This window comes from Kitasatospora sp. NPDC088160 (assembly GCF_044741445.1).
GTDB lineage: Bacteria > Actinomycetota > Actinomycetes > Streptomycetales > Streptomycetaceae > Kitasatospora.
Genome location: NZ_JBIUSS010000007.1, coordinates 256,163 through 276,113, shown reverse-complemented (window position 1 = coordinate 276,113; position 19,951 = coordinate 256,163). Strand labels below are relative to the sequence as shown.

General features: G+C 73.4%; 20 protein-coding genes. 12 read left to right on the top strand and 8 right to left on the bottom strand.

Annotated elements, in window-relative coordinates:
• Nucleotides 1–173: 173 nt before the first annotated feature.
• From ACIOGZ_RS13365 to ACIOGZ_RS13355, 3 genes are all read left to right on the top strand, one after another.
• Nucleotides 174–1,103 (top strand): glutaminase, encoded by a 930-nt coding sequence (locus ACIOGZ_RS13365; protein ID WP_400986011.1) that lies wholly within the window; start codon nt 174–176, stop codon nt 1,101–1,103.
• A 244-nt stretch (nt 1,104–1,347) separates the two neighbouring features.
• A complete protein-coding gene (locus ACIOGZ_RS13360) occupies nt 1,348–1,758 on the top strand; it encodes a hypothetical protein (protein WP_363585821.1) in 411 nt (136 codons plus the stop codon).
• 161 nt (nt 1,759–1,919) lie between these two features.
• Nucleotides 1,920–2,798 carry an alpha/beta fold hydrolase gene (locus ACIOGZ_RS13355; protein WP_400985957.1) on the top strand — a complete coding sequence of 293 codons (879 nt, stop codon included), beginning with the start codon at nt 1,920–1,922 and terminating at the stop codon, nt 2,796–2,798.
• Between the two features lie 78 nt (nt 2,799–2,876).
• Here ACIOGZ_RS13355 and ACIOGZ_RS13350 read toward each other — a convergent pair whose 3' ends face one another.
• Nucleotides 2,877–4,319, bottom strand: a complete 1,443-nt coding sequence (locus ACIOGZ_RS13350) for a DEAD/DEAH box helicase (protein WP_363585823.1) — start codon at nt 4,317–4,319, stop codon at nt 2,877–2,879.
• A 353-nt stretch (nt 4,320–4,672) separates the two neighbouring features.
• Entirely contained in the window at nt 4,673–4,876 is a 204-nt protein-coding gene (locus tag ACIOGZ_RS13345) for a cold-shock protein (protein WP_063350360.1), read from the bottom strand.
• A gap of 439 nt (nt 4,877–5,315) precedes the next feature.
• On the opposite strand from ACIOGZ_RS13345, the gene ACIOGZ_RS13340 reads away from it, so the two are divergent.
• Both ACIOGZ_RS13340 and ACIOGZ_RS13335 read left to right on the top strand, forming a co-directional pair.
• Nucleotides 5,316–5,543: a hypothetical protein gene (locus tag ACIOGZ_RS13340; RefSeq protein WP_063350359.1), complete on the top strand. Its 228-nt coding sequence runs from the start codon at nt 5,316–5,318 to the stop codon at nt 5,541–5,543.
• Nucleotides 5,544–5,721: 178 nt separating this feature from the next.
• Nucleotides 5,722–6,084, top strand: a complete 363-nt coding sequence (locus ACIOGZ_RS13335; protein ID WP_363624569.1) for a hypothetical protein — start codon at nt 5,722–5,724, stop codon at nt 6,082–6,084.
• Nucleotides 6,085–6,159: 75 nt separating this feature from the next.
• On the opposite strand, the gene ACIOGZ_RS13330 is transcribed toward ACIOGZ_RS13335, so the two are convergent.
• Nucleotides 6,160–6,840 carry a TetR/AcrR family transcriptional regulator gene (locus ACIOGZ_RS13330; protein WP_400985955.1) on the bottom strand — a complete coding sequence of 227 codons (681 nt, stop codon included), beginning with the start codon at nt 6,838–6,840 and terminating at the stop codon, nt 6,160–6,162.
• 133 nt (nt 6,841–6,973) lie between these two features.
• On the opposite strand from ACIOGZ_RS13330, the gene ACIOGZ_RS13325 reads away from it, so the two are divergent.
• Both ACIOGZ_RS13325 and ACIOGZ_RS13320 read left to right on the top strand, forming a co-directional pair.
• Entirely contained in the window at nt 6,974–8,005 is a 1,032-nt protein-coding gene (locus ACIOGZ_RS13325; protein WP_400985953.1) for a medium chain dehydrogenase/reductase family protein, read from the top strand.
• A gap of 209 nt (nt 8,006–8,214) precedes the next feature.
• Nucleotides 8,215–8,805, top strand: a complete 591-nt coding sequence (locus ACIOGZ_RS13320; protein WP_400985951.1) for a lytic polysaccharide monooxygenase — start codon at nt 8,215–8,217, stop codon at nt 8,803–8,805.
• An 86-nt stretch (nt 8,806–8,891) separates the two neighbouring features.
• On the opposite strand, the gene ACIOGZ_RS13315 is transcribed toward ACIOGZ_RS13320, so the two are convergent.
• From ACIOGZ_RS13315 to ACIOGZ_RS13300, 4 genes are all read right to left on the bottom strand, one after another.
• On the bottom strand, nt 8,892–9,932 hold the full coding sequence (locus ACIOGZ_RS13315) for an NAD(P)-dependent alcohol dehydrogenase (RefSeq protein WP_363585828.1): 1,041 nt from the start codon (nt 9,930–9,932) through the stop codon (nt 8,892–8,894).
• 91 nt (nt 9,933–10,023) lie between these two features.
• Nucleotides 10,024–10,791 carry an SDR family NAD(P)-dependent oxidoreductase gene (locus ACIOGZ_RS13310; RefSeq protein WP_363629396.1) on the bottom strand — a complete coding sequence of 256 codons (768 nt, stop codon included), beginning with the start codon at nt 10,789–10,791 and terminating at the stop codon, nt 10,024–10,026.
• Between the two features lie 44 nt (nt 10,792–10,835).
• The gene (locus ACIOGZ_RS13305) at nt 10,836–11,483 is read right to left on the bottom strand and encodes a TetR family transcriptional regulator (RefSeq protein WP_363585830.1); all 648 of its coding nucleotides are present in this window, start codon (nt 11,481–11,483) and stop codon (nt 10,836–10,838) included.
• A 164-nt stretch (nt 11,484–11,647) separates the two neighbouring features.
• Nucleotides 11,648–12,358, bottom strand: coding sequence for a G1 family glutamic endopeptidase (locus tag ACIOGZ_RS13300; RefSeq protein WP_400985949.1), 711 nt, complete (start codon nt 12,356–12,358; stop codon nt 11,648–11,650).
• Between the two features lie 191 nt (nt 12,359–12,549).
• On the opposite strand from ACIOGZ_RS13300, the gene ACIOGZ_RS13295 reads away from it, so the two are divergent.
• From ACIOGZ_RS13295 to ACIOGZ_RS13275, 5 genes are all read left to right on the top strand, one after another.
• Nucleotides 12,550–13,503, top strand: a complete 954-nt coding sequence (locus tag ACIOGZ_RS13295; RefSeq protein WP_400985947.1) for a helix-turn-helix domain-containing protein — start codon at nt 12,550–12,552, stop codon at nt 13,501–13,503.
• 260 nt (nt 13,504–13,763) lie between these two features.
• The gene (locus ACIOGZ_RS13290; RefSeq protein ID WP_363585833.1) at nt 13,764–15,182 is read left to right on the top strand and encodes a solute carrier family 23 protein; all 1,419 of its coding nucleotides are present in this window, start codon (nt 13,764–13,766) and stop codon (nt 15,180–15,182) included.
• A gap of 228 nt (nt 15,183–15,410) precedes the next feature.
• Nucleotides 15,411–16,166, top strand: coding sequence for a heparin lyase I family protein (locus ACIOGZ_RS13285; protein WP_363585834.1), 756 nt, complete (start codon nt 15,411–15,413; stop codon nt 16,164–16,166).
• Nucleotides 16,167–16,699: 533 nt separating this feature from the next.
• Nucleotides 16,700–18,085: an MFS transporter gene (locus tag ACIOGZ_RS13280; protein ID WP_363585835.1), complete on the top strand. Its 1,386-nt coding sequence runs from the start codon at nt 16,700–16,702 to the stop codon at nt 18,083–18,085.
• Between the two features lie 481 nt (nt 18,086–18,566).
• Nucleotides 18,567–19,487: a JmjC domain-containing protein gene (locus ACIOGZ_RS13275; protein WP_400985945.1), complete on the top strand. Its 921-nt coding sequence runs from the start codon at nt 18,567–18,569 to the stop codon at nt 19,485–19,487.
• Between the two features lie 101 nt (nt 19,488–19,588).
• Here ACIOGZ_RS13275 and ACIOGZ_RS13270 read toward each other — a convergent pair whose 3' ends face one another.
• Nucleotides 19,589–19,720 (bottom strand): hypothetical protein, encoded by a 132-nt coding sequence (locus tag ACIOGZ_RS13270; RefSeq protein WP_363629406.1) that lies wholly within the window; start codon nt 19,718–19,720, stop codon nt 19,589–19,591.
• Nucleotides 19,721–19,951 lie beyond the last annotated feature (231 nt).

Sequence of the window (19,951 nt, the reverse complement as noted above, 5' to 3'; positions counted from 1 at the left end):
GTGTTTTGGGCGGGTCCGGGGATCGACGGACGCCCGAGGCCTCCCCGGCCGCCCCTCCCGCGGGCGCCGACCTCGCCCTCGGTGCTCATCCGCGCATGCCGGAGCACGGATAATCCTGTATCGGACCAGGTCGTGGTCCTGATCGTGCCCATGGAGGAACAGCGTTGAACGGTATGCCCGCCGGAGAGAACCTCGACTACCGGCTGCTGCTGGATGCCGCGGCGGCGGCCGCGCGGGCGACCGGCGACCAAGGGCATGTCGCCGACTACATCCCGGCCCTCGCCACGGTCGACCCGGACGCCTTCGGCATGGCGGTGGCCACCGTCGACGGCGAGCTGTACGGGGTCGGGGACTGGGAGCAGCCGTTCTCCGTCCAGAGCGTCTCGAAGCTGTTCACCCTGGCACTGGCCCTGGCGTACGGCGGGGACACGGTCTGGCGCGGGGTGGGGCGGGAGCCGTCCGGCAATCCCTTCAACTCGCTGGTGCAGTTGGAGAGCGAGCACGGCATCCCGCGCAACCCGTTCATCAACGCCGGCGCGCTCGTGGTGACCGACCGCCTGCAGACCATGACGGGCGACGCCGCCGGGACGGTCCGCGAGTTCCTCCGCCGGGAGTCCGGCAACCCGCTGCTCGACACCGATCCGGTCGTGGCCGCGTCCGAGGCCGAGCACGGCCACCGCAACGCCGCCCTGGCCCACTTCATCGCCAGCCACGGCAACCTGGAGAACCCGGTCGAGACCGTCCTCGACCACTACTACGCGCACTGCGCGGTGTCCGCCAGCTGCCGGGACCTGGTCCTGGCCGGCTCCTTCCTGGCCCGCTACGGGGTGCGCACCGACGGCACCCGGCTGATGTCGCGCAGCGAGGCCAAGCGCGTCAACGCCGTCCTGCTCACCTGCGGCACCTACGACGCGGCGGGCGAGTTCGCCTTCCGGGTCGGGCTGCCGGGCAAGAGCGGCGTGGGCGGCGGCGTCCTCGCCATACTGCCCGGGCGGGCCGCGGTCTGCGCCTGGGGCCCCCGGCTGGACCAGGCCGGCAACTCGGTGGCCGCGGTCACCGCCCTGGACGCCCTGACCACCCTCTCCGGCTGCTCGATCTTCTGACCTCCCGACGGCCTCCCGACGGCCTCCCGACCGCCTCCCGACCGCCGCCCCGCGCCCCGGCGCTCCGGCATTCCGCGGGCTCCGCGCGCCGCACCCAGCCGTCGCCCAACTTGTGGCGTTGATCCGACTGTTGGGCACCGACCGGCCGGTCGTCCATGGCATGCTCCAGGCGGGGGCGCCGATCGTGATGACGATCGGCCGGCCATGAGGAACACGACCAAGAGGAAAGTGGGGGTCCCGTCCCATGCGAACCGTCGTAGCAAGCTTGTTGGCCCTGGCCGGCGCGGCAGGGCTGGTGCTCAGTTCGTTCCAGCCCTGGTACGCCAAGAGCGATCCGAGGTCCGTACCGGTCGCCGACCTGTTCCGGGGCATGTCACCCACCCGCACCACGTCGACCGGCATGTCGATGTTCCTGCTCCTGGCCGTCGCCGCGGCGATCGCGGTGCTGGCGCTGCTGGTGCGCTCGCGCCCGGGCCTGCTCCTGGCCGCCGTGGTCGCGGTGGTCACCGGCGTGCTCTGGGTGTACCAGAAGGGACGGGAGGTGAAGCCGCTCTCGCTCGGGATCGGCGATCTGGAGAACGGCTTCTGGAACGCCTGCGGCGGCGTCCTGGTGCTCCTCCTCGCCCTGGCCGTGCTGCCGCCCAAACGCTCCTGAGCCTTCCCGCCTCCCGGCCCGGTCGCCCCCACGGCGGCCGGGCCGGAGTCGTTTCCACCCAAGGTGATCCACTCCCCATCACTCCCTAAAATCACCTTTACTTCACTCCTCACGGTAGCTTAAGGATAGATACCAACCTATCGAGCGAGCTGGAGTACGGCATGACCATCTACACCTCCGACGAGGGCGCCCGCGTCCTCGCCCAGGAGTACACCGCCCTCCTGGACCGCTGGCCCGTGCCCGCCGAACGGCTGCACGTCCCCACCCGCCAGGGTTCGACCTTCGTCCTGGCCTGCGGCCCCGAGGACGCGGCGCCCCTGGTCCTGCTGCACGGGTCCGGGGCGAACGCGGCGATGTGGGCGGACGACATGGCCCTGTGGGCCCGCCACTTCCGCGTCTACGCCGTCGACGTGATCGGCGAGCCCGGCCTGAGCGCCCCCGTGCGCCCCGACCTGCACTCCGACGCGCACGCGCTGTGGCTGGACGACGTGCTGGACGCGCTGCGCGTCGAACACGCCGCCTTCGTGGGGACGTCGCTGGGCGGGCTGCTGGCCCTCGACTACGCCATCCGCCGCCCGCAGCGGGTGGACCGGCTGGCGCTGCGCTGCCCCTGCGGGATCGGCCGCCAGAAGCGGGGGGTCCTGGTCGCCGCGTTGTTCGTGCTGCCGTTCGGGGACTGGGGGCGGCGCACGATGCTGGGGCTGGCCCTGGGCCCCGCCCCCACCACCGTCCCGCCCACGGCCGAGGAACGCGCCTTCGGCGAGTACGTGCTGCTCATCCACCAGCACTTCCGGCCGCGCCGGGAGAAGCTGCCGGTCGTCACCGACGACGACCTGGCGGGCCTGGAGATGCCGGTGCAGGTCACCATCGGTGGCCGCGACCGGCTCATCGACTCGCACGGCACCCGCCGCCGGCTCCAGCGGGCCGCCCCCCGGGTGTCGGTCACCTTCCTCCCCGAGGTCGGCCACCTGCTCAGGGACCAAACCCGGCCGGCCCTCGACTTCCTCCTCGCCGAGGAAGGCGGCCCGCCCCGGGCCTGAACGCGAGCGGCCCCGTGCTCCGCCGCCCGTCGGGGCGAGGAGCACGGGGCCGTCGTACCGGGACCGGCACGAACCGGGTCAGGACCGCGCGGCGGACCTCACGGAACGCGGATGACGGGCGGCGGCAGCGCCGGCAGGGCGGCGGCGCCCGCCACCGACGGCGCCCCGGGCGGAGCGGCGGGGACGCTCGACGACCGGGTCGGGGATCGTCACGGGGATGCCGGTCGGAACGCGGGCGCCGGTGAGGCGGGCGAGTTCGTCGTCGTCGGAGTGGACGCGGGTGGCCGTGGGGGCGATCCCGGCGGTGGCCGCCAGCCGGGCCATCTGGCGGCGCTGGCTGGGCAGGACGAGGGTGACGACGGTACCGGACTCGCCGGCCCGGGCGGTGCGGCCGCCCCGGTGGAGGTAGTCCTTGTGGTCGACCGGCGGGTCCAGGTTGACGACCAGGTCGAGGCCGTCGACGTGGATCCCCCGCGCGGCGACGTTGGTGGCGATCAGCGCGGTGACCTGGCCGGTGCGGAACTGCTCCAGGGTCCGGGTGCGCTGGGGCTGGGACTTGCCGCCGTGCAGGGCCGCGGCCTTCACCCCGTTGGCGAGCAGGTCATCGACCAGCGCGTCGGCACGGTCCCGGGTGTCGGTGAACATGATCACCCCGCCGTCCCGGGCCGCGATGCGGACGATCAGGGTGTTCTTGTCGTGGTTCTGCACATGCAGCACGTGGTGCTCCATGGTGGTGACCGCTCCGGCCGACGGATCCACCGAGTGGGTGACCGGGTCCTTGAGGAAGCGGCGCACCAGCCGGTCGACGTTGCGGTCCAGGGTCGCGGAGAAGAGCAGCGTCTGGCAGTCCGCGGAGACCTGGTCGAGCAGCTCGGTGACCTGCGGCAGGAAGCCGAGGTCGGCCATCTGGTCGGCCTCGTCCAGGACCGCGATGCCGACGTCGTCCAGTCGGCAGTGGCCGCGCTGGATCAGGTCCTTCAGCCGGCCGGGGGTGGCGACGACGACCTCGGCGCCCCGGTGCAGCACCTGGGACTGGCGGCCGATCGACATCCCGCCCACCACGGTCGCCATCCGCAGCCGCACCGAGTGCGCGTAGGGGGTGAGCGCCTCGGTGACCTGCTGCGCGAGTTCGCGGGTGGGGACCAGCACCAGGGCCAGCGGGCTGCCCGGCTCGGCCCTGCGGCCGGCGGCACGGGCGGCGGTGCGGGCCAGCACCGCGAGGCCGAAGGCGATGGTCTTGCCGGAGCCCGTCCGGCCCCGGCCGAGCACGTCACGGCCGGCCAGCGAGTTCGGCAGCGTGGTGGCCTGGATGGGGAACGGCGAGGTGACGCCCTGGCGGGTCAGCGTCTTCAACAGGGCCGCGGGCATGTCCAGTTCGTCGAACGACTCGACGGCGGGCAGGGCGGGGGTGGTGCTGACCGGGAGTTCGAATTCCTGCTGGGAGGAGCGGCCCTGGGCCCGGTTCGGGGCTCCGGTCCGGCGGTGCGGGCTGCGGTGCGACGGGCGATTCGAGCGGTTCATACGGAACCTTCCTCAAGACGGCACGTCGCGAGGAAGGCTCCGCTGCACGGGCGCGCGGAGATCACAAGAAACGGGCCGGAGATGTGCCGGGCGGGGCGCGAACGATGCGGCCGGGCGAGGCATGGACGGTGCAGCCGCCGGTGGGCGGGCGCCGGTGCGCGGTCGGCACGACACGGCCCGCGCGGGACGGCGGACGACGGCCGAAGGCGGATCCACAGGGCCCGGTACGGCCGGGGCGGCCTGGCGGCCAGGACGGCCGGAGGCGATTCGGGGGTGGAACGGCCGAGGGGCCCGCACCGGGCGTAGTGCACGGTGCGGGCCCCTCGCTACCAGGCGAGTGCCGTGGCAGAGAACTACAGCGGGCGAATGTTCTCGGCCTGCGGGCCCTTCTGGCCCTGCGTGACGTCGAACTCGACCTTCTGGCCCTCGAGCAGCTCACGGAAGCCCTGGGCGTTGATGTTCGAGTAGTGGGCGAAGACGTCAGCGCCGCCGTCCTCCTGCTCGATGAAGCCGAAGCCCTTTTCCGCGTTGAACCACTTCACGGTACCAGTAGCCATAAAAAAATCTCCTTCGAGAGACTGTACGAAGTCCGCACCGTGCGGACCGTCGAGTCGCCGCGATGAGCACCCGCCGGGGAAAGAGCCGGAAAACAAAAAATGCGCCTGCAATACATCAGCAGGCGCACACAAAGTTCATGGGAACCACTACTGCAACTAAATCGACTGTAGCAGGCCCGGGCTCGTCGCGGTGGACATTCCGCGGCCGGTCCTTCCGGCCCCTCCCCCACGGGAGCGGCTCGCCCGCCGACGGGCTCGGCAACGGGTGGTGCCGCCACGGCAGTTGGGACACCGGCGGCGGGGCCCGGTCGGGCGAAGAATTTTTTCGGGCCGGGCGGGTCCGCCGAGCCAGGGCCGGCTGGTCGTGCCCTGTCACCCGGCGGGGTTCCGGCCCTCCGGAAGGGTCCGCTCCCCGGTTTTTCGGAGCATACTGATCGGGATGACGAAATCACCGGCAGTCCGGCGCCACCTGCCCACCAGTCCCTTCAAAGCCCCGGCCGAGGTGCCCCGCAAGCGGTTCGCCGCGGGCGACCGGGTCACCCACGACAAGCACGGCCTCGGCCGGGTCGTCGACGTCGAGGACGGCAGCGACATCGCGGTCCTCGTCGACTTCGGCTCCCGCCAGGAGCGACTCACCCCTCCGTACGCCGAGATGTGGAAGCTCTGACCCGGGGCTCCCCCCGGGACACCAGGGCCCGGGCCCCGGAACGATCCACGAGACCTTCCCCAGGACGCCGGACCGTGCGTAGGCCGTAGGACAGGCCGCGCGCACGGTCACGCGCCCGGCCTGCGCCGAACCGTGCACGAGGCCACCGAAGCCGGCGGCGGCGCAATAGTCTGGGTGCATGTCGAACTCTGATGAGCTCCTCGTTGACATCGCCGCCATGGTGGAGTCCGAGCACAGCAACCAGATGTCCTTGACCGTGGTCGTCCCCGGAGCGGTCATCACCGGCCGGCTCGCACCGATGGACCTCTGGTTCGAGCGGGTGTCGGAAGTCCTGCACACCTCACAGCACTTGAAGCCGTTCGCCGCCCTCTTCTCCCCGCCCTCCGCCGGCGCGCCCGCACGGCCGACGCACCTGCACCTGCACCGGGCGCGGATCCTCCAGGGCGACTTCGGACTGCCCCATACCGGCGGCATGTACCGGATCGCCATCGAGGACGTGAGCAGTTGGACGGTGGGTGACCTCAGCTACTCCGACGCCTGACCTCCGACGGGCCCCGGGCGCCACACGGCCGCCCGGGGCCCTGTCCGTCCGCGAACACGGGCCCGCGCCGCGCCGTCAGCGGCCGGTGAGCGAGCGGAGTTCGGCGGCGTAGAGCTCGGCGGGGTCGAATCCCATGCCGGTGAAGTGGCCGGCGAGTTCGAGGGAGAGCACGCCGTGCAGCCGGGTCCAGACGGCGAGGGCCAGGCGGAGGACCGCCGGCGGGGCCGGGTGCCCCCCGGCCCAGGCCCGGTGTTCGGCGAGGTGGGCGTCGAGCGGGGACGGCGGCACGGCCGGTGACTGCTCCGCGGGTGACTTCTCGACGGGCGGCTGTTCGGCGGCGCAGGCATCGAGCAGGACGGCCATGATCTCGACGGAGATCCGGGTGGTGTCCTCGGGCGCCCGGTAGCCGGGCACGGGGGTGCCGTAGACGAGCAGGTACCGCTGGGGGTCGTCCAGGGCCCACCCGCGCAGGGCCTGCGCCAGCCCGGCCACGTCGGCACCCGCGGCGGCGCGGGCCTGGAAGGCGTCGGCGAGGCTCCGGTAGGCGTCCCGGACGAGTTCGGTGATCAGCTCGTCGCGACTGGCGAAGTACCGGTAGAGGGCCGGGCCGCTCATGCCCATCCGCTTGGCGATGGCGTTGAGGGACAGCGCGGAGGCCCCGGCGGTGGCGATCTGCTCCCAGGCCCGCTCCTTGATCTCCTCCTGCACCTGGGCGCGGTAGCGCTCCCGGGGAGTCCTCACATCCGACGCGCCCATGGCCGCCTCCAGACCTCACGACGACGACATCACCATCTCGTTAGAGGCTATCACTCCCCCTCTTGACTCTCACCGACGCCGTTCGTTATAACTTCTAACGAAGGCAACAACATCTACCGAGAAGGAGGGCGTCATGGACACCGAACGCCTCGTCCAGGTCGTACTGCCGGGCATCGTGGCGCCGGAGGGCCTGGAGATCCGGCACGGAGCCGTACCGCGGGCCGGCCGGGGGCAGGTCCTGATCGCCATGGAGGCGAGCGGCGTCTCGTTCGCCGAGCAGCAGATGCGCCGCGGCCGGTACTACGACCAGCCGCCGTTCCCGTTCGTCCCCGGCTACGACCTGGTCGGCCGGGTGCTGGCCATCGGCGAGGGCGTCGACCCGGGGCTGGCCGGGCAGCGGGTGGCCGCGCTGATGAAGGTCGGCGGATGGGCCAGCCACGTGACCGTCGACGCCGCCGACGCCGTGCCCGTCCCGGACGGCCTCACCGCAGCCGAGGCGGAGACCGTGGTGGTCAACGGCATCACGGCCTGGCAGCTGCTGCACCGCCGGGCACGGGTGCGCGCCGGGCAGCGGATCCTGGTGCACGGCGCCTCCGGCGGGGTGGGCTCCGTCCTGGTCCAGCTGGCGCGCGCGGCCGGCGTGCAGGTGATCGGCACGGCGTCCGCGCGACACCACGACGCCCTGCGGGAGCTCGGCGCGACCCCGGTCGACTACCGCACGGAGGACGTGGCGGCCCGGGTCCGGGAGCTGGCGCCCGGCGGGGTGGACGCCGTGTTCGACCACGTCGGCGGGCGCAGCGTGATCGACTCCTGGCGCCTGCTCGCCCCCGGCGGCACGCTCGTCGCCTACGGGAGCGCCTCCACCCGCGACGACACCGGCTCCAAGCAGTGGCCCGTGCTGAAGATCCTTGCCCGCACCTGGCTCTGGAACACCCTGCCCAACGGCCGCCGCGCCCACTTCTACAACATCTGGGCCGGCCGCGCCCTCGGCCGGGACCGCTTCCGCGCCCGCCTCCGGTCCGACCTCGCCCAGGTGTTCGCCGCCGTCGCCCGCGGTGACGTCACCGCCCGGATCGCCGCCCGGCTCCCGCTCGCCCGGGCGGCCGAGGCCCTGCGGCTGGCGGAGTCCGGGACCGTCAGCGGCAAGATCGTCCTGGTTCCCTGACCCGCGGGGCACGGGGGCACGGGGCCCGGCGACGACTCGGCAATGACCCGGCAATGACCCGGCAATGGTTCAGACCATTGACGGCCCGGACGGGGGCTTCTACGGTGTCAGCACCGACCTGACGCAGGCATGCCACGATCTTCGGCCGCGCCCCCACGCGCGCGCCCTACGTCGGGCGCACACTCCATCCACCCCCACGGAGGAGCACCATGCGCAAACGTCATCTCGCCGGCGCGGCCTCGGCCGCGATCGCGCTCCCGCTCGTGCTGGCCCTGCCCGCCCAGTCGCACGGCTACATCAACCTGCCGCCCAGCCGGTCCGCGCTCTGCGGAGCGGGCGGGGTGCCGTGGGACTGCGGCGACATCCAGTGGGAACCGCAGAGCGTCGAGGGCCCGAAGGGCTTCCCCGGCCGGGGCCCGGCCGACGGCACCATCTGCGCCGGCGGGGACGCCCGTTGGGCCCCGCTGGACGACCCGCGCAACGGCACCTGGCCGACCACCCGGGTGACGGCGGGCCAGCAGCTCACCTTCACCTGGTACATCGAGGCCCGGCACTCCACCACGAACTTCAGGTACTACCTCACCAAGCCCGGTTACGACGCCGGCCAGCCGATCACCCGGGCCAGCCTGGATCTCACCCCCTTCCTGACCGTCCCCTACAACGGCCGCCAGCCCGCCGCCACCACCACCCACACCGCGACCCTCCCCAGCGGTCGTACCGGGCACCAGGTGGTGGTGGCGGTCTGGGACGTCGCCGACACCGGCAACGCCTTCTACTCCTGCACCGACGTCCAGTTCTGACGGTCCTGACCGCTGCACCGTACTGACGGCCCCGGTCCCGCCGCCCCTCGCCGGGGCGGCGGGACCGGGGCCCCAGCCGTCAGCCGTCAGCCGTTGGGGAGGATGACGGCGCGCCCGTTGATCCGGCCGCTGTGCAGGCGCTCGTAGGCGAGCGGCGCCTCGTCGATCCCGTAGGTCTCGACGTGCACGTCCACCGCGCCGGCCCGGGCGAGGTCGAGGACCTCGATCAGCTCACCGCGGGTGCCCCAGTACGGGGAGGACACCGAGACCTCGTACGGCAGGGCGCCGAAGCCGACGGCCAGGGTGCCGCCGCCGAGGCCGACGATCGTCACGTCGCCCTCCACCGCCGCCATCGCTCCGGCCGCGGCCGCCGTGGGCGGGGCGCCGACGAAGTCCAGCACCACCTGGGCGCCGATGCCGCCGGTGAGTTCACGCACCCGGGCGGGCGCGGAGGCGTCGGAGCGGACCGTCTCGTGCGCGCCGACGCCGCGGGCCAGCGCGAGCTTCTCCTCCGTCACGTCCAGGGCGATCACCCGGGCCGCGGTCATCGCGCGCAGCAGCTGGATCGCGACGTGGCCCAGGCCGCCGGTGCCGATCACCACGGCGGTGCTGCCGGGCGTCAGCTTGCCGAGCGAGCGCTTGATGGCGTGGTACGGGGTCAGGCCGGCGTCCGTGAGCGGCACGGCCCGGACCGGGTCGAGGCCGCCGAGCGGCACCAGGTGCCGGGGGCTGTCCACCACCATGTACTCGGCCATCGCCCCGGGGGCGCCCAGGCCGGGCGGGCGGATGCCCAGTTCGGCGGCGCGCAGGCAGTAGTTCTCCTTGCCCTCCGCGCACTTGGCGCAGTTGCCGCAGCCCCACGGCCCGTAGACGGCGACCGGTTCGCCCTCGGCCAGGCCGGTCACGCCCGCGCCGAGCGCGGCCACGGTGCCGACGCCCTCGTGCCCGAGGGTGAGCGGCAGGGGGAAGGAGAGGCGCTCGGCGGGCATGCTCATCACGGCGATGTCGGAGTGGCACACCCCCGCCGCGGTGACCTTGAGCAGGACCTGGCCGGGGCCGGGCTCCGGATCGGGGACGGTGACCACCTCGGGGGCGGCGCCGACGCTGCGGTACTGGACTGCCTTCATGGGTTTCGGACTCCCTCTCTCGGTCCCCCCGGACTTGCCTGTCCCCCCGGTTGCGCTGCCCCGGCTCCCGGACGGGCCGGTGGCGGGCCGGTCAGCGGGCCGCGTAGGCGCCGTCGACCAGGTGGTAGCTGCCGTGGATGAAGGAGGCCCGGTCGGAGAGCAGGAAGGCGGTCAGTTCGGCGACCTCCTCGGCGCGACCGAGCCGGCCGGCCGGGTGCAGGGCGACCAGTGCCTGACGGGCCTCCTCGTCGGCCGCGCTCAGCAGCGGGGTGTCGATGAAGCCCGGGCCGACGGCGTTGATCCGCACGCCCTGCGCGGCGTACTCCAGGGCGGCGGTCTTGGTCAGGCCCACCACACCGTGCTTGGCGGCGGCGTAGGCGGGCGAACCGGCGAAGCCGTTGGTGCCCAGGATCGAGGCCATGTTGACGACGGCGCCGCCGCCGGCCGCCAGGATGGCGGGGATCTCGTAGCGCAGCGAGTAGAAGACGCCGTCGAGGTTGGTGGCCAGGACCCGGCGCCACTGCTCGGGCTCGTACGCGCCGGTGGGGGCCTTCGCGCCGCTGATGCCGGCGTTGTTGACGGCCAGGTGCAGGGCGCCGAGACCGTCCACGGTGGCCTGGACGGCGGCCCGCACCGACTCCGGGTCGGTGACGTCCGTCCCGATCGCCAGGGCCCGGGCGCCGGCGGCCTCCAGTTCGGCGGCGGCCTTGCGGGCGCCCTCCAGGTCGAAGTCGGCGACGGCGACGGCCGCGCCGCCGGCCGCCAGGCGGCGGGCCACGGCGAGGCCGATGCCGGAGGCACCACCGGTGACCAGTGCGGCCTTGCCGGTGAACTCCTGGGGGTGGTCGGTGCCGGTCATGGCGTACGTCCTTTCGTGCGGGTGCGCCGGGGGGGCGCGGTGGTTCAGGCCGGGCCGTCGGGGGGCGGTTCGGCGGCGAGCAGGTCGAAGGCCCGTTCCACGAGGTCGGGCAGATCCGGTTCGTCGGCGCCGACGGGGTGGCGGACCCAGGCGCGGGAGGCGGCCTGGAGGGCCGCCACGCCGAGGCCGACGGCGACGGCCGGGCGCAGGTCGTACTCCGCGTCCAGGCCGAGGCGGGCGGCGGCGATCCGGATGGAGGCCTCCTCCTCGTCGACGCAGATCCGCCGGTAGGCGGCGGTCAGCGAGGGCTCGGCGGCGATCAGGCCGAACAGCTCCCGCACGCCGGGGCGCCGGTGCCAGGCCGGGTCCCGCTCGTCGCCCAGCCAGACCCGCAGCGCCGCGCGGTAGGCGGCCACCGGGGCCTCGGCGGCGGGGCGGGCCGCCAGCGTCGCGTTGATCCGGCCGAAGTCGGCGCGCAGGCAGTCCAACACGGCGTCCTCGCGGGAGGCGAAGTATCGGCTGAAGGTGCGGCGGGAGACGTCGGCCCGGTCGGTGACGTCCTCGACGGAGACGGCGGCCAGGCCGCGGTCCAGCACCAGCTGGAGGGCGGCGGCGGCCAGTGACTCGCGGGTGCGGCGCGCCTTGCGGTCACGCCGCCCCTCGGTGCTGTGCTCGGCCTTCTCGGTGGTCACGGGAGCCACCGTACACCCGGAAATGTCTCATTGGGACATGAGTCCCGACGGGACGCGAACCCGCCCCGGGCCCCGCGGGAAGGCGGGGGCCGGGGCGGGCTCGGAGGCGGGTCGAGTGGAACGGGTCAGACCGACGGTTCAGGCGGCCGGGTCAGGCGGCCGGGTCAGGCGGGGACTATCGCGAAGGAGCCGTTGCTGAGCGGGGTCTCGGTGTAGGGGCCACTGTTGATGGCCTGCGGGGAGTAGCCGTCGAAGACCTGGCCGTTGACCGTGACGCCGGAGAAGTCCAGGCGGCTGAAGGAGGGGTAGCTCTGGCTCGGGGACTCGATCACGGCCTCGGCGCTGACGTTCTGGCCGTCGAGCTGCTGGCGGGTGCTCTCGCTCCAGCCCTTGGTGGTGTCGGTGATCTGCAGGGTGTAGCCGGAGCCGCCGTCGTTGACCACCGAGGCGGTGAAGCTGTCACCGGCGTCCACCGGGTCGCTGAAGTACTGCGGCGGGGCCGGGTACATCTCGTACCAGGCCGAGTAGACCGGGGAGCCGCTGGAGCAGTCGGCCTGGACACCGGTCTGCTCGACGGTCTGCGAGCCGTAGCCGTCGATGCCGACCCACGGGGCGAACAGGTCGTTGGCGGAGTTGCACTGCACGGCGGGCATGGTCCAGGAGCCGGAGACGCTCTGGAAGCCGCTGCCCTGGGCGACGTAGCCGCCCCAGACTCCGCCGTCGTAGCGGGCGCCGTGGCCGAAGCGATGCGCGGCGCCGTAGCCGTGCGCGGCGGTGTGGGTGGCGGGGGCGGCGGTCGCGGGGGTCACGGCCGCGGCGGCCGGGAGGGCCAGCAGGGCGGCGAGCACGAGCCGGCCGGTGCGGGAAAGGGCCATGGGGGGCTCCTTCACTGGGGGTTGAGGGGGTGCCGCCCAGCTTGCGGGCGTCGCGGGCGGGCCGGGAAGGGAGCCGCGTGGGCAGGAACCCGACATGGCGGGAACATGTCGACCGATCAATCCCTTGATTTCGGGCACCGAGTGGCGCACAGTCGGCTCGTCCACTGGCGGTGGAGGGCGAGGAGGGCGCAGTGTCGGGGACGGGCATGCTCGCCGGACTCGGCCTCGGCACGGTCGAGGAACAGCTCTACCTGCGGCTGCTCGGCGTCCAGGCCGCCGACCCGCAGTGGTTGGCCGCCCAGATGAACCTCCAGGCCTCGATCGTGCTCGCGGCGCTGGTCTCGCTGGCCGCTCAGGGGCTCGTGGAGGCCTGCGCGGCCGGGGCCTGGGCGGCGGTGCCGCCGGACGTGGCGGTGGAGGAGCTGCTGCTGCGGCGCGAGGTCGAACTGCGGCGCGCCCGGGGGCGGATGGGCGAGCTGATGCGCGCCTACCGGCAGGGCCGGGACGGCAGCGGCTCCGACGGGCCGGCCGAGGTGATCTGCGGGCGCAGGTCGGTCGCCGAGCTGTGGCGCACCCTGCAACAGGGGGTGCGCCGGCAGTTGCGGGTCCTGGACCGGCCCCCGTACATCCGGCGCAGCGATCCGCAGACCGAACTGGCCCTGCTGGCAAGGGGGGTGACGACCAGGGTGGTGTACCACAGCCAGGTGCTGCGCGATCCGGAGCGCCTGGCGGAGATCCACTCCTTCACCACGGCCGGGGAGCAGGCCCGGGTGCACACCGAACTGCCGCTGAAGCTGGCGCTGTTGGACGACCGCTGGGCGCTGCTGCCGGTCAGCGCGGGCACCGAGCTGCAGAGCGTGCTGCTGATCCGGCCCTCCACCCTGCTGGACGCGCTGGCCGGGCTGTTCGAGCTGTACTGGGCGCAGGCGATGCGGCTGCCCGCCCTGCCGGAGGAGAACCCGGAGGACCGGCACCGCCGGCTGCTCCCGCTGCTCGCGGCGGGGCTCACCGACGAGTCGATCGCCCGCCAGCTGGGGGTGTCCACCCGGACGGTGCAGCGCTGGGTGCGGGAGCTGATGGACCGGTTCGGGGCCCGGACCCGGTTCCAGGCGGGCATCCAGGCCGCCCGGGCCGAGCTGCTGTGAGCCGGCTGCGCCACCGTCGGGCCGGCCGCCGGGGCCGGAGGCCTGGCCGAGCGGCCTGAAGGCCGCCGCCGAGGGCGGTACCGCGGGCGGTACCGAGGACATCGCCGACGACGCCCGGGCCGGCTCCCGCACACGCGGGCCCCGCCCCGCTCCGCGCGAGTGCGCAGGTCAAGGCCGGGCCGGGTGCGCGCGGGAGGCCCGGTGACCGGGAGAATGGTGCGGACAGTTCACCGGAAGTACAGAGAAAGCGAACCCCCACCATGGATCTCGGCGTGCGCTGGAAGCTGCACGGTGACGGGCGTACGCCCGCGCCGGGGGCGGTCGTCCGCCCCGACGAACGGCTCTCCTGGCCCCGCACGGCAGGGCTCGGCGCCCAGCACGTGGTGGCCATGTTCGGCGCGAGCTTCGTGGCGCCCGTGCTGATGGGGCTCAACCCCAACCTCGCGATCATGATGTCCGGCGTCTCGACGATCATCTTCCTGCTGGCCACCCGCGGCCGGGTGCCCAGCTACCTCGGCTGCTCGCTGTCCTTCGTGGGCGTGGCCGCGGTGATCCGGGCGCAGGGCGGCACCAGCGCGACCGTGACCGGTGCGGTGTTCGTGGTGGGCGCGGCACTGTTCCTGGTGGGCCTCGCGGTCCAGCGGTTCGGGGCGCGGATCATCCACGCGGCGATGCCGCCGATCGTGACCGGCGCGGTCGTCATGCTGATCGGCTTCAACCTCGCCCCCGTCACCGCGTCGACCTACTGGCCGCAGGACCAGTGGACGGCGCTGCTGGTGATGCTGTTCACCGGTCTGGCCGTGGTGTGCCTGCGCGGCTTCTGGTCGCGCGTGGCGATCTTCCTCGGGCTGCTCTTCGGGTACGGGATCTCCTGGCTGTTCGACCAGGTCTTCGGCAAGATCCACTCGGTGGACGCGGGCGGCCACCTCACCGACCACTGGCGCCTGGACCTGTCGGGCGTCGGCAAGGCGGACTGGATCGGCCTGCCCGCCTTCCACGGCCCCTCCTTCCAGTGGTCCGCGATCCTGGTCGCCCTGCCCGTGGTGATCGCGCTCGTCGCGGAGAACGCCGGGCACGTCAAGGCCGTGGGCGAGATGACCGGCCAGACCCTGGACGACAAGCTCGGCGTCGCGATCTCCGCCGACGGCGTCGGCTCCATGCTCTCCACCGCGCTCGGCGGCCCGCCGAACACCACCTACTCCGAGAACATCGGCGTCATGGCCGCCACCCGGGTCTACTCCACCGCCGCCTACTGGGCCGCGGCCGGCTTCGCGCTGCTGTTCGGCGTCTGCCCGAAGTTCGGCGCCGTCGTCGCCGCGATCCCCGGCGGGGTGCTCGGCGGCATCACCGTCATCCTGTACGGCATGATCGGCCTGCTCGGCGCGCAGATCTGGATCAAGTCCAAGGTGGACCTGCGCAACCCGCTGAACCTGGTGCCGGCCGCCGCGGGCATCATCATCGGCATCGGCAACGTCACCCTGAAGTTCACCGACACCTTCAGCCTCAGCGGCATCGCGCTGGGCACCCTGGTCGTCATCACCGGCTACCACACGCTGCGGGCGCTGGCCCCCGCACACCTCAAGACGCAGGAGCCGCTGCTGGACGAGGGCACCTCCTCCTACGACGAGGGGTCCGGCGAGGACGGCGAGTCGGGCGGGGCGCAGCGGCGCACCCCGTAAGCGGGGCGGTGGCCGTGGCCGTGGCGGTGCCCTCGGCCACGGCTACGGCTACAGCTACAGCTACGGCTACGGCTACGGCTGGAGCCGACCGGCGGAAGTGACCGAAAGGTACTTCCGCCCGTGCTTCCGCCTGGCCCGACGGGCCGTCAGGTGGTCGAATCGCTCCGTGCGCCCGGGCCGGCCGGCCCGGGCGCGTCCGTTCCGGCCACTCATCCCCCCGGGAGAGGCATGTCCCTTCTGTCGCACCACCGCAAGGTCGCCGTCGGCGCCGTGGCCCTCGCCACGCTCGCGATCTCCTGCGGCTCGGCCACCGCGAGCAGCTCCGCCGTCGTCGCCGGCCCGACCGGGGCCGCCGCGGCGGGCAAGGTCCTCTGGACCCCGAGCACCAGCAAGGGCCCGTCCTCCTTCGCCTCCGTCCAGTGCGCGTCGGGGAACTTCGACGTCGTCAAGGACCCCGCCAAGGGCAGTGTGTGGCGGGCGTTCCAGGCCGCGGGCGAGGAGCGCTGCGAGACGCTCAGCCCCAACCTGAAGGAGGGCGACACCTTCTACCTCGGCTGGTCGTCCAAGGTGGACATCCAGGACTCCAACAGCCGCTACGTCTTCCAGCTCAAGTGCTCGCCGAGCACCGACACGGCGAACCACCCGATCGAGATCGACGCGACGACCGGACGCATCCGCCTCCAGGAGTGGGACACCGACCACGTCGCGCACTCGCTGTGGACGGCGCCGACCACCAACGGCCAGTGGCACTCGTACGCGCTGAAGATCCGCCTGGGCCGCACCGACGGCACCATCGACTTCTGGTTCGACGGCGTGAAGCAGACCTTCACCACCGGCTCGGGCACCTTCACGGGCACCACCTGGGACGGCGACCGCAACTACCTCAAGTGGGGCTCCTACCACCCCTCCTCGGGCGACGCGACGAACACGTTCACCAGCCCGATCATGGCGACCACCCTGGAAGCGGCCACGGCCGGCTCGTAACGACGCCCGGCCCAGATCCTGTCCGGAGGCCCGGACCGCAGCTCGCGGTCCGGGCCTCCGGCCTTTTCCGGCACGGCGCCGGAGCTCGTCACGGCCGCCCGCCGCCGGGCCGACCCGCCCTCCCCCGCCGGCCGATCAATTCGCAGCACCCGAGCGGCCCGATCGGTGAATTCCCCCGGACATCGACCGGTGCGACATGACCCCGGTCACACGATCGGGGTCCTCGGGGGCCTCCGGGTGAGAAGGGTCACGCCCGGCGGGCGGGCGGGCGCCCGGACGGCGACAGGGCCCGGCAGGACTGGGCGGGCGGGGTCGCGACACGGTCCGAGGTCCTGTCCGCTTCGGGACCTTGGTCGCGACTTCGGCCGACCTTCGGCCCGGTGGCGCCCCCCTCGCACCCGGGCAACCGTGGACGGTCGCCCGGTGTGAGCGGGCGATGGCGCCGTCCGCCGGACGGCGTCCTTCCCTGCCGTCTACCCGGCGCACGGTGAGCGGGCCATCCGCCGCCGTACGCTCCGGAGGACCCCCAGCACATGTCCCAGACCATCGACAACGCCCCGTATACCGCCTTCCACCGGAGACTGGCCCTCGCCTGCTCCGGTGGGCCGCTGCTCGACGGCTACATCCTGAGCATCGTCGGCGTCGCCCTGATCGGGATGCGACCCGAGCTCGGCCTGTCCACCGCGGAGGTCAGCCTGATCGGCGCCGCCGCGCTGGTGGGCATGTTCGTCGGCGGCGCGCTCTTCGGCGTGCTGACCGACCGGATCGGCCGGGAGGTGATGTACACCGCCGACCTGCTCGTGATGGTCGCCTGCTCGGTGCTCTCCTTCTGGGTCGACACGGTGTGGGCGATCGCCGTGCTGCGCTTCGTGCTCGGCATGGCCGTGGCCGCCGACTACCCCATCGCCACCTCCCTGCTCGCCGAGTGGCTGCCCGCCAAACAGCGCGGGCGGCTGCTCGGTCAGCAGATCATCGCCTGGTACGCCGGCTCCGTGCTCGCCTACGTGGTGGGCTACGCGTTCCTGGAGCTGGCCGGGCCCGGCAGTTGGCGGTGGATGCTCGCGAGTTCCACGGTGCTGTGCGTGGTGTTCCTGGTGATCCGCCGCGGCACGCCGGAGTCCCCGCGCTGGCTGGCCGCCCACGGGCGGGTCGGCGACGCGGTGCGCGTGGTCGAGAAGCACCTCGGCGTACGGGTGGACGGCCGCGAGCTGATGCCCGACCCGGCCGAGCGCGGCCGCCCCGGCGGGCTGCGCCTGCTGATGACCCCGCCCTACCGGCGCCGCACCCTGTTCTGCGGCCTGTTCTTCCTCTGCCAGGTCGGCCCGCTGTTCGCGATGCTCACCTTCGGCCCGCAGATCCTCTCCTCCTTCGGCATGCCCGGCGGCACCGTGATGGAGACCCTGGGCACCGGGCTGATCAGCCTCGTCTTCCTGCTCGGCTGCTACCCGGCCCTGCGCCTGATCGACACCCGCGGCCGGCGCCCCGTCATCATCTGGTCGTTCGCCCTGATGGCCGTCCCGCTGGCCCTGCTGGGCGTGTGGCCCACCGCCCCGGCGGCCGTCGCCCTGACGGCGCTGTGCGCGTACGCCTTCCTGTGCGGCGGGCCCAACGTCCTCGACTGGACCTACCCCAACGAGCTGTTCCCCACCGAGATCCGGGCGACGGCGGTGGGTGTGGCGACCTCGGTGAGCCGGATCGGCGCGGCCGTCGGCACCTACCTGCTGCCGCTGTCGCTGTCCGGACTGGGCACCGGTCCGACCATGCTCATCGCGGCCGGCACCACCGTGGTCGGCCTGCTGGTGTGCGTTCTGTGGGCCGAGGAGACCCGGGGCACCGCCCTGGGCGCCGCCCCGGCCGCCGGCCGCACGGCCGCCAGGCCGGCCGTCCCGGGCCAGCGCGTCCCGCAGACGGCGCGCTGAGGGTGCGCCGAGGTGCACTGACGGCCACCGCGTGACGCACCGGCGGCGCTGTCCGGGACCTTCCGGGCAGCGCCGCCCGGCCGACCGGACCTGAGGTGTGACGCTCGTCACAGGCGATCGGAACGGCTCGCCGACACCCTCGGGGCGGTGCGGGGCGGCCGGCGCCCCGGCGTCGCCGCCTGTCGCACCGGAGGGCGGGCGGGCTGTCGCAAGAACGGGCCGCGCCCGCCGCCGCCGGCCGCCCGACCTGCGGGGGTGGGACTCGCCGGCCGGAGCCGGCACCGGCGCCGCTCGCCGGCTTCACCCCTCGGCCCGTCCGCCCGCGACGGGCCGCCGCAGCGCATCGCGGTGGTCACCCCGTGGCGCGAAGCTGGCCGATCCCGGGCTGGTCGGCGGATTCTCGCTGAACCCGACTCAGATGTTCATCCGTAGGTTATGCGACGGTCGACCGGTGGTGGGCCGCTGGACGGAGGGATGGACGATGGGACGAGTTCTGACCGAATTGGTGGGCGACGCGGCGACGTTCGCCGAGGCGCTGGAAGAACGCCGGCCGCAGGTGTTCCGCACCGCGGGCTGGCCGGCGGGGCTGCCCCGGCCGGGCGAGTTGGACGAGGCGCTGCGCGGCGGACTGCTGCGGGTGCCCTACGTCGAGATGGTCCGGGCGGGTGCGGTCGTACCGCCCGCGGAGTTCTGCACGACCCGGGTGGTCGCCGGGCGCCGGGAGGAGGGCTTCGCCGACCCTGACCGGATCGCCGCCCTGCTGGCCGGCGGCGCCACGCTGCTGCTGCCGCAGCTGGACCAGTGGCACGCGCCGGTGCGCGCGCTGGCCACCGACATCGCGGTCGAACTCGGCCGCCGGACCGAGGCGTTCTGCTTCGCGACGGGTGCCGGCCGGCGCGGGCTGGACGTGCACCGGGACGACGCGGACGTGCTGGTCGTCCAGCTCGCGGGGAAGAAGGAGTGGACAGTCCACGAGGCCCCCGCCGACGGCCGCTGGCGCCCGGGGCTGGCCCCCGAACCCGGCGCGGTGGCGCTCAACTCGGTGCTCGGGCCGGGCGAGGTGCTGTACGTGCCACGCGGGGCGCCGCACACCGCGACGGGCCACCAGGGCCTGTCGGTGCACCTCTCGTTCACGATCCGGGAGGCGGGCACGGGGCAGCTGCGCGGCGCCGTCGGCGAGTGGCTGGCCGGCGGCGACTGGGCGGCCGGGCTGCCGGAGCGCCCGGCGAAACCGGCGGAACTGCTGGACACGGCCGCGGAGGTGCTGCGACTGGGCCGCGCCCGGCTGGCCGAACTGACCCCGCAGGAGCTGCTGCGGCTGGCCCGGGGGCCGCTGCCCGCGCCGGTGACGGACGACGGTCAGGCGGCGCCGGGTCACGGACCGCTGGCCGCCGGCGGCTGAGCCGGGCCGAGACCGGGCGGGGCCTGAACGCACGAGGGCGCGGTTGCCCGGACCGTCTGGTCCGGGCAACCGCGCCCCGTAGTGCCGGTACTGCTACCGGACTAGATGCACCACGGACGGGTGCAGGACCCCTCACAGGAGATGCTGAACGCGGACTCCTCCTGCTCGCCGAGCTCGGTCGAGACCAGGTCCTGCACGTCAAGGTCGAACAGCTCCAGCATGTTGTCGGCCATGAGGGCCTCCCTTCGTCAGTGCCACGGTTGACCGCGGCGGACTGCAGCGGACGTTAGGCACTCCTGCATGGGCCCAGCAATGGTTCTGCACGGATGAATGGATTAACTCAGCCAAAAATCGAAACAGTTCGATCGATGGTGGACAGTTTTCGATCGCCGAGGTAGACACGACCCGACCCGCCGTCAGGAGTGCGAGCCGCGTGGCGGCATCGGTACGGGGCGTGTGGCATG